The 10,000-nt window shown below is 34.3% G+C and carries 5 protein-coding genes and 2 rRNA genes (2 of these 7 cut by a window edge); 1 reads left to right on the top strand and 6 read right to left on the bottom strand.

The window, feature by feature from the left end:
• The 4 genes from ACZ5TJ_RS01645 to glgB form a co-directional block, all read right to left on the bottom strand.
• Positions 1-303, bottom strand: partial view of a glucose-1-phosphate adenylyltransferase gene (locus ACZ5TJ_RS01645; RefSeq protein ID WP_464200879.1) — the 5' portion only. Its footprint begins 897 nt before the window's first position; only the first 303 of its 1,200 coding nucleotides appear in the window; its start codon is at positions 301-303; its stop codon lies beyond the left edge, outside the window.
• A 131-nt stretch (positions 304-434) separates the two neighbouring features.
• Complete coding sequence (locus ACZ5TJ_RS01640; protein ID WP_464200877.1) at positions 435-2,852, bottom strand: glycogen/starch/alpha-glucan phosphorylase; 2,418 nt, start codon at positions 2,850-2,852, stop codon at positions 435-437.
• A 33-nt stretch (positions 2,853-2,885) separates the two neighbouring features.
• Positions 2,886-4,316 carry a glycogen synthase GlgA gene (gene glgA / locus ACZ5TJ_RS01635; RefSeq protein WP_464200875.1) on the bottom strand — a complete coding sequence of 477 codons (1,431 nt, stop codon included), beginning with the start codon at positions 4,314-4,316 and terminating at the stop codon, positions 2,886-2,888.
• Between the two features lie 4 nt (positions 4,317-4,320).
• A complete protein-coding gene (gene glgB, locus ACZ5TJ_RS01630; protein ID WP_464200874.1) occupies positions 4,321-6,333 on the bottom strand; it encodes a 1,4-alpha-glucan branching protein GlgB in 2,013 nt (670 codons plus the stop codon).
• A 514-nt stretch (positions 6,334-6,847) separates the two neighbouring features.
• Between glgB and ACZ5TJ_RS01625 the strand changes: the two genes are divergently transcribed.
• A complete protein-coding gene (locus ACZ5TJ_RS01625; protein ID WP_464200872.1) occupies positions 6,848-7,063 on the top strand; it encodes a hypothetical protein in 216 nt (71 codons plus the stop codon).
• A 79-nt stretch (positions 7,064-7,142) separates the two neighbouring features.
• On the opposite strand, the gene rrf is transcribed toward ACZ5TJ_RS01625, so the two are convergent.
• Together rrf and ACZ5TJ_RS01615 are read right to left on the bottom strand one after the other, a co-directional pair.
• Positions 7,143-7,259 (bottom strand): 5S ribosomal RNA (gene rrf, locus ACZ5TJ_RS01620).
• A gap of 55 nt (positions 7,260-7,314) precedes the next feature.
• Positions 7,315-10,000: ribosomal RNA gene (locus tag ACZ5TJ_RS01615) — 23S ribosomal RNA — on the bottom strand; it runs 223 nt beyond the window's last position.

The raw sequence follows: 10,000 nt of genomic DNA, 5'->3' as shown, positions 1-10,000 counted from the left end.
TTTATACCAATCTCCACCTTGTTCTTCTTGATATGGTGGTAATATTGAAACTCCACCATCTCTTCTATCTAAATCCCAAGCATCACCTATACCTATATGATTATTAAGCTCTAATGGCTTATATTGTGTTAATACCCCTACTGTATATATTCCTGAATTAGCACAGTTACTTAAAGGAAAATCAATTATTCTATATTTGCCTCCAAATGGCACTGCAGGTTTTGCTAAATTTTTAGTTAGTACACCTAATCTAGAACCTTGTCCACCTGCCAAAATCATTGCTACTACCTCTTTATTAATCATATATTTAAATCCCCTTCCCATATTAAACCTTATATACATAATTATATTTGGAGTACTAATATATATTTCTACTCTTTAAAATTAGTACCCCAAAGTATTCAATCAATAACCCTAATTAAAATTAATATTTTCTATTTAAACTTAACATTCCAAATATCTTTAGCGTATTCTCTTATCGTTCTATCTGATGAAAATATCCCTGACCTTGCAATGTTAATACCACACATTCTTCCCCAAACTGCTTCATTTCTATATAACTTATCAACTTTTTCATGAGCTTTAATGTAACTCTCAAAATCCCTTAAGACAAAAAACTCATCATTATAAGTTATTAAGCTATCATATATATCCTTAAATTTATTTCTATCTTCTGAATATTTACTATTAATTAAATCATCCACAACAGATTTAACTCTATTATTAGTCTTATAAATATCTAAAGATGAATACCCTCCATTTTGATAATAATCTAATACCTCTTTTGAAGTTAAACCAAATATTATAATATTTTCATCTTTAACCTCATCCCTTATTTCGATATTAGCACCATCTAATGTGGCAACCGTTACGGCCCCATTCATCATAAATTTCATATTTGAAGTTCCTGATGCTTCTTTTGTTGCAGTTGAGATTTGTTCACTTACATCCGTAGCCCTTATTATTTTTTCTGCTAAGGAAACTCTATAATTATCCATCATAATAACTTTTATTTTATCTTTTATATTTTTGTCATTATTTATCTTGTCTCCAATAGCATTTATAAGCTCTATTATATTTTTTGCTAAATGATATCCCGGTGCTGCTTTTCCTCCAAATATAAATGTTCTTTTTACTATATCTAAATCTGGATTTTCTAATAATCTATTATATAAGTCCATTATTCTTAAACAATTTAATAGTTGTCTTTTATACGCATGTATCCTCTTTACTTGCACATCAAATATTGAATTTGGATCAACTATGATGCCTTTTGTTTTGTAAATCTCTTCGGATAGTTTCTTTTTATTTTCATATTTAATTTCTTTTAAAGCATTTATTACATCATCGTTATACAAATAATTTTCAAACTCTACAAGGTTCTCTGGATTATTTATAAAACTATCTCCAATAGTTCTTTTTAATAATTCTGTTAATCCTCTATTACTTCTAATAAGCCATCTTCTATGAGTTATTCCATTAGTCTTATTATTAAATTTCTCTTTATATAACTCATAAAAATTAGACATTTCTTTCTCCTTTAATATTTCTGTATGAAGTTTTGCAACTCCATTAACACTATGGCTACAGACTATAGCCAAATGTGCCATATTAATATGCTCATCAGATATTATGGCCATACTAGCTATTTTCTCTGAATCACCTCTATATTTATCCCAAAGCTCAGCATAAAATCTTCTGTTTATCTCTTCAATTATCATATAAATTCTAGGTAGTAGACTTTTGACCATAGTAACTGACCATTTTTCTAATGCTTCAGCCAATATTGTATGATTTGTATATGATACAGTTTTCTTAGTTACTTCAAAAGCATCATCCCATCCTACACCATATTCATCAATTAAGATTCTTATAAGTTCTGGTATTACTAAAGTTGGATGAGTATCATTTATATGAATAGCTACATATTCGTGGAGATCAAGTATATTTTTATTTAATCTTTTATAATCTCTTATAATGCTTTGAAGCCCAGCTGACACAAAGAAATATTGCTGTTTTAGTCTAAGTAATTTCCCATTATAAAATGAGTCTTCAGGGTACAATATATAAGATATAGATTCTACAGAACTTTTATTATTTAATTTATTGTAGTCACCTTTGTTAAAATCATTAAAATCAAAATCATCTTCTATAGACTCAGCACTCCAAAGCCTTAAGGTATTCACAACATTATTTTTATAACCTATTACTGGAGTATCATATGGAACAGCTTTTACAGCTTCATAATCATTATGATAAAATACTAAATTACCATCTTTAATATCTGAAGTAACTCTCCCTCCAAACTTAACAATTTCACATCTGTCATCCCGTCTAACTTCCCATACATTTTTTCGCTCTAGCCATTTATCTGCTTTTTCTATTTGATTTCCATCTATTATTTCTTGTTCAAAGAACCCATATTTATATCTAATTCCGCATCCATTACCAGCTATATTACATGAAGCCATAGAATCTAAAAAGCATGCTGCAAGCCTTCCAAGACCGCCATTTCCTAATCCTTGATCTTGTTCTATTTCTTCAAGTTCTTCTAAGTTTATATTTAGTTCTTTTAATCCATCTTTTAAAATATCCCTAATACCTAAATTTAAAAGAGAATCCCCTAGTAATCTGCCAAGTAAAAATTCCATTGAGAAATAATAAACTTGCTTTTCTTTAAAGTTTCTATAATCATTTTTTGTATTAATCCAGTTTTTTGTTGCATACTCTCTAACTAATGTTCCTAATGCTTCATACTTTTCTAATTTATTGCCTTCATCTAAATTTTTAGCGTACATATTTATAAACTTTTCTTCAAAATCTTTTTTAAAAGTTTCCTTTGTTATTGGCATTAATTAATTCCTCCTGATATCTATAGTTTGATATCAGCCTATTAATTCCTCATACATATTTTTATATTCCATAGCTGACTTTTTCCAACTATTATCTGAGTTCATAGACTGTACTATTAATCTTTGCCATATTTTTTCATTTTTATAAATCTCTAATGCCTTATCTATAGTATCTTTAAGCTCTATATAACTATAATTTTTAAAACTAAAGCCATTTCCTTCTCCTGTATATTCGTTATATGGTATAACTGTATCTTTTAAACCACCTGTTTCCCTTACAATTGGAAGAGCTCCATATCTTAACGCGATAAGTTGACCTAATCCACATGGTTCAAAAAGAGATGGCATTAAAAACATATCTGAAGCTGCATATATTTCATGTGCAAAAGCATTATCAAATTTTATATTTGCAGATACTTTATCTTTATATTTCTCTTGGAAATATTTAAAGCTCTCTTCATACATGTAGTCACCAGTTCCTAAAATAACTACTTGTACATTTTCTTTTAATAGCCCTTCCATCATATTAGTTATTAAATCGCATCCTTTTTGATGAGTTAATCTAGATACCATTCCTATCATCGGTATATCTTTATCTACTTTTAATCCTAATTTCTTTTGAAGATATTCTTTGTTTTCTTTTTTTCCTTCTATTGAAGATACAGAATAATTCTTAAAAATGTACTTATCTGTTTCTGGATTGTACTCTTCATAATCAATACCATTAACTATTCCTTTAAGAACATTATTTCTATATCTTAATAAGCCATCTAATTTTTCTCCATACTCTGGTGTCTTTATTTCTTCAGCATAAGTCTTACTTACTGTAGTTATCTTGTCAGAATAATTTATTGCACCCTTTAAGAAACTTGCTCCACCATGTAATTCTATGCTGCCATTATTAAATAATTCATAATCATATCCAAATAATTCTGGAAGTATTTCAGGCGAAAACGTTCCTTGGAAAAATAAATTGTGAATTGATATTATTGTCTTTATATTTTCATAAAAACTATCCTTACTGTACTCAACCTTATGAAGAACAGGAATCATTCCAGTTTGCCAATCATTACAATGTATTACATCCGGTTTCCAATCAATTTCTTTTATAAATTCAAGAACAGCTCTATTAAAGAAAGCAAATTTTTCCCCATCATCATAATATCCATATAGTCCATCTCTCTTAAAATAGTATTCATTATCTATAAGATAATATGTTACTCCGTTATATTCATACTCTAATATTCCGCAATATTGATTTCTCCAACTTACCTTTACAGTAAATTGTTTTATAAACTTAAGGTTATCCTTAATTTCTTTTTTTATATCTCGATAATTAGGTATAACTACCCTAACATCAATCCCTAAGTCCTTTAAAGCCTTAGGTAGTGCTCCAATAACATCTCCAAGCCCACCGGTCTTTATAAATGGGTGTGATTCAGATGCGGCAATTAATATTTTCATAAAGTTACTTCTCCTCTTCCTTTTCTAAAATAGTTTTATTAGTTATAGTTAATTCATTAAACTTATCAATTCCAAGTACTGATACACCCATTGGTGGTACTTTAATTTTTATTGAATATGGCATATTATGATATTCCTTTTCTTCTGCTACTAATATATCTTCCATAACTTGTCCAGAGCCACCATATTCTTTTTTATCTGTATTAAATACTTCTTTATAATCAGCTAAGTACGGTACCCCTATTCTAAAATCATAGTAAACTACCGGAGTAAAGTTACATATGAAAATTAATGTATCTTTCTCATTTTTACTTTTCCTCATAAACACTAATATGCTTTGCTCATTATTATCAGCATCAATCCACTTAAATCCTTCTGGACTGTAATCCAATTCCCATAGTGCTCTATTATCTTTATAAAATTGATTTAATACCTTACAATATTCTTGTGTATTTTTATGCATTTCAAATCCATCTATAAGCTTCCATTCAAGCTCTTCATATTCTCTCCATTCTATGAATTGCCCAAATTCAGATCCCATAAATAAAAGTTTCTTACCTGGATGACCCATCATATATGCTAAATACATTCTAAGCCCTGCAAATTTATTAAAATAATCTCCCCACATCTTATTAACTAATGATTTTTTACCATGAACAACTTCATCATGAGAAATTGGTAATATAAAGTTCTCTGAGTAGTTGTACATCATAGAGAAAGTTAGATTATTATGATGATATTTTCTGTATATAGGATCCATTTCTATATATTCTAATGTGTCATTCATCCAACCCATGTTCCACTTAAAAGTAAATCCAAGACCTCCGTCTTTTGCTGATCTACATACATTAGGCCATGATGTTGATTCCTCAGCAATCATCATTAAGTTATTAAACTCTGATTCTACAGCAGTATTCAATTCTCGTAAAAATTCAATACCTTCTAAACATTCATTGCCTCCATATTTGTTTGGTATCCATTCACCATCATTTCTACCGTAATTTAAATATAATATATTAGAAACAGCATCAACTCGTAATCCATCAACATGGAATTCTCTAATCCAATATAAAGCATTTGATATAAGAAAACTTTTTACTTCTGGCTTTCCTAGATCAAAATTAAAAGTTCCCCAACCTTTATTATCTGCCTTCCATCCTTCTTCATATTCATATGTAGGACTTCCATCAAACATATATAATCCATGTTCATCTTTGCAAAAATGTCCTGGAACCCAGTCAAAAATTACACCAATATCATTTTTATGAAGTGAGTTAATTAATTCTTTAAGATCTTCACTTTCACCATATCTGCTTGTAGGTGAATAATAGCCTGTCCCTTGATATCCCCATGAAGCATCTAATGGGTGTTCAACTAATGGCATTATTTCAACATGCGTATATCCCATTTCCACTAAATATTCAGGCAGCTTTTCTGAAAGCTCCTTATATGTTAAAAATTTACCATCTTCTCTTTTCCATGAACCTAAATGTAATTCGTATATATTAATAGCACTTTCATATATGTTAGTTCTATTTCTTTTATTTATCCATTTTCTATCAGACCACTTAAACTTTTTTTCATCTTTTACTATAGATGCTGTATTTGGTCTTAACTCTGAAACCTCAGCATATGGGTCCGCTTTTAATATACCTTTTGTTCCCCATTCGTTAACTATATAATACTTATATTTAACTCCTGTGCTCATTCCTTTAATAAATAAGCTCCATATACCTTGCTCAGTTACTTTTTCCATCTTATATTCCTCTAAAGGCTCAAAGTTAGAAAATTCTCCTACAATATAAACAGCACTTGCTTTTGGTGCCCAAACAGTAAACCTAACTCCTCTTTTTCTCTTTTCTACTATACTGTGAGAGCCCATAAATCTATAACTATTATAATTTTTTCCTTCATGAAACAAATAATTATCAAATTCTGTTAGTTGTCCCTTTTTTATATTTTGTTTTTTTTGCATCTCCTGTGCCATATTATCCTCCTCGCTCGTTTCTTTTACCATTACTTTACAATTATAACATTTAATTGTTATTTTCTCTATTTTTTTATTATTATAAATTACTACAAATTAAAATATCTTTTTGCATTTTTTTAATGTATTTTATAATGAAGATTAATTAAAAGTGAAAATTTGACGAAATCTAATTTTACTCAAAACAAAAGGCTTAATCAGATAAGTGAGAGATAATAAAGAAATTACAATTTTTAAATTTTGTTAGTTAAATTATGAATTGAAATTATATTTCAAATAGTTTTTAGGGATTTATACAAATACAATTTGTAAATAAATTCAACTACAGTATAATTTATATATAAATTAAATGTATTATAGTAGGAATTTTAGTACTAGATTATAATTTAATATTTTATAGAATGAGATAATTGAAATCAATTTAAATAATTATAAATACGTTAATACTACAAAACTCACTGGTGATATAGTAATTGATGTAACTAATTTTCTTTTAAAAAATGATAAACGAAAAACTTTAAAACCTAATCCTTCACAATATGATATGGCTCTTTTTATTGCTGATAAGCTTTCATGGGATCAAGATGGAAAACCACTATTTTACGATATAGTAAATAATAGTTCATCTCATTCATTAGAAAAAGCATGTCTATCTTATATAAATTATATTATAGATAATAATATGATCTTACATCCTCATTCATGGATAATTGAAAGTAAGGAATACTTAGAAAAAGTATTAGGTTTAAGTCAAGGTTAGTATTAAATTTTAACTATTATATCAATTTATTTTTTAGATAAAAAAAAGAGATAGTAGTTTACTATCTCTTTTCGTTCACACCTGGCAACGTCTTACTCTCCCGCACGGTCACCCATAAAGTACCATCAGCGCTATAGAGCTTAACTTTCCTGTTCGGAATGGGAAGGAGTGTTTCCTCTATGCCATCATCACCAGATATCAGAGTGTTCTCTGAAAATTGCATATGAATTTTTGTTGATCGTCTGTTTTTATTGGTCAAGCCCTCGACCTATTAGTATCAGTCAGCTGAACATGTTACCATGCTTACACCTCTGACCTATCAACCTTGTGTTCTTCAAGGGGTCTTACTAGCTTATGCTATGGGAAATCTCATCTTGAGGTGGGCTTCACGCTTAGATGCTTTCAGCGTTTATCCCTTCCCGACTTAGCTACCCAGCTATGCTCTTGGCAGAACAACTGGTACACCAGAGGTCAGTCCATCCCGGTCCTCTCGTACTAAGGACAGCTCCTCTCAAATTTCCTACGCCCGCGACGGATAGGGACCGAACTGTCTCACGACGTTCTGAACCCAGCTCGCGTGCCGCTTTAATGGGCGAACAGCCCAACCCTTGGGACCTACTTCAGCCCCAGGATGCGACGAGCCGACATCGAGGTGCCAAACCTCCCCGTCGATGTGAACTCTTGGGGGAGATCAGCCTGTTATCCCCGAGGTAGCTTTTATCCGTTGAGCGATGGCCCTCCCACGAGGTACCACCGGATCACTAAGCCCGACTTTCGTCCCTGCTCCACTTGTGGGTGTCGCAGTCAGGCTCCCTTCTGCCTTTGCACTCTACGAACGATTTCCGACCGTTCTGAGGGAACCTTTGGGCGCCTCCGTTACTTTTTAGGAGGCGACCGCCCCAGTCAAACTGCCCACCTAACAATGTCCTGTCACCAGATTCATGGCGTCCAGTTAGAATTCCAGTAATATCAGGGTGGTATCCCAAGGACGACTCCATTAGGACTGACGTCCTAATTTCCCAGTCTCCCACCTATCCTGTACAGATAATACCGAAATTCAATGCTAAGCTACAGTAAAGCTCTACGGGGTCTTTCCGTCCAATCGCGGGTAGCGAGCATCTTCACTCGCACTACAACTTCGCCGGATTTGCAGTTGAGACAGTGCCCAAGTCATTACGCCATTCGTGCGGGTCAGAACTTACCTGACAAGGAATTTCGCTACCTTAGGACCGTTATAGTTACGGCCGCCGTTTACTGGGGCTTAAGTTCACACCTTCGCTTACGCTAAGTGTTCCCCTTAACCTTCCAGCACCGGGCAGGCGTCAGCCCCTATACATCAGCTTTCGCTTTAGCAGAGACCTGTGTTTTTGCTAAACAGTTGCTTGGGCCTATTCTCTGCGACCTACTCTCGTAGGCACCCCTTCTCCCGAAGTTACGGGGTCAATTTGCCTAGTTCCTTAACTGCAATTCTTCCGCCGGCCTTAGGATTCTCTCCTCATCTACCTGTGTCGGTTTGCGGTACGGGCACTACTTCTCTCTCTAGATGCTTTTCTTGGAAGCATGGAATCAGATACTTCGGTTCCGTGGAACCTTCCCCATCACGCCTCAGGATTGTTAAAGCGGATTTGCCTACTCTAACTCCCTAAACGCTTAGACTAACATCCAATAGTTAGCACATCCTATCCTTCTCCGTCACACCATCGATAATAACGATTATAGTGGTATCGGAATATCAACCGATTGTCCATCACCTACGCCTTTCGGCCTCGGCTTAGGTCCCGACTAACCCTCAGCGGACGAACCTTCCTGAGGAAACCTTAGATATTCGGCCTGTAGGATTCTCACCTACATCTCGCTACTGATGCCAACATTCTCACTTGTAATCAGTCCACCGCTCCTTACGGTACGACTTCAGCCCGATTACAACGCTCCTCTACCGCTCACACTAAGTGTGAACCCGTAGCTTCGGTGGTAAGTTTAGCCCCGTTACATTTTCGGCGCAGGATCTCTCGACTAGTGAGCTATTACGCACTCTTTCAATGAGTGGCTGCTTCTAAGCCAACATCCTAGTTGTCTTAGAAATCCCACATCCTTTCCCACTTAACTTACACTTTGGGACCTTAGCTGACGATCTGGGCTGTTTCCCTTTTGACCATGGATCTTATCACTCACAGTCTGACTGCCGGATTAAAAGTATGTGGCATTCGGAGTTTGATAAGGTTCGGTAAGCGCTATGCCCCCTAGCCCATTCAGTGCTCTACCTCCACTACTCACATGTCCGACGCTAGCCCTAAAGCTATTTCGAGGAGAACCAGCTATCTCCGAGTTCGATTGGAATTTCTCCGCTATCCACAGCTCATCCCATGCTTTTTCAACAGCAACGTGGTTCGGTCCTCCACGAGGTTTTACCCTCGCTTCAACCTGGCCATGGATAGGTCACCCGGTTTCGGGTCTACGGCATGCAACTAGTCGCCCTATTAAGACTTGGTTTCCCTTCGGCTCCGTACCTTAAGTACTTAACCTTGCTACATACCGTAACTCGTTGGCTCGTTCTACAAAAAGCACATCATCACCCTCATAAGGGGCTTTGATCGGTTGTAGGCACACGGTTTCAGGTTCTATTTCACTCCCCTCCCGGGGTTCTTTTCACCTTTCCCTCACGGTACTGCTTCACTATCGGTCATCAGGTAGTATTTAGCCTTGGGAGGTGGTCCTCCCTGCTTCCCACAAGGTTTCACGTGTCTCGTGGTACTCTGGATCAGAACTTTAGGCTTTCTCGTTTCACCTACGTGACTATTACACTCTACGGTTTAACTTTCCAGTTATCTTCGGTTACAATAGCTTCCTAAGTTAATGTTCTGTCCGCAACCCCAAAGATAAATCTTTGGTTTGGGCTCTTTCCTTTTCGCTCGCCGCTACTAAGAAAATCGATTTTTC

It is taken from the genome of Clostridium budayi (assembly GCF_055396605.1).
The sequence above is the reverse complement of the archived record's forward strand: the minus strand, read 5'-3'. Positions and strand labels throughout refer to the sequence as shown.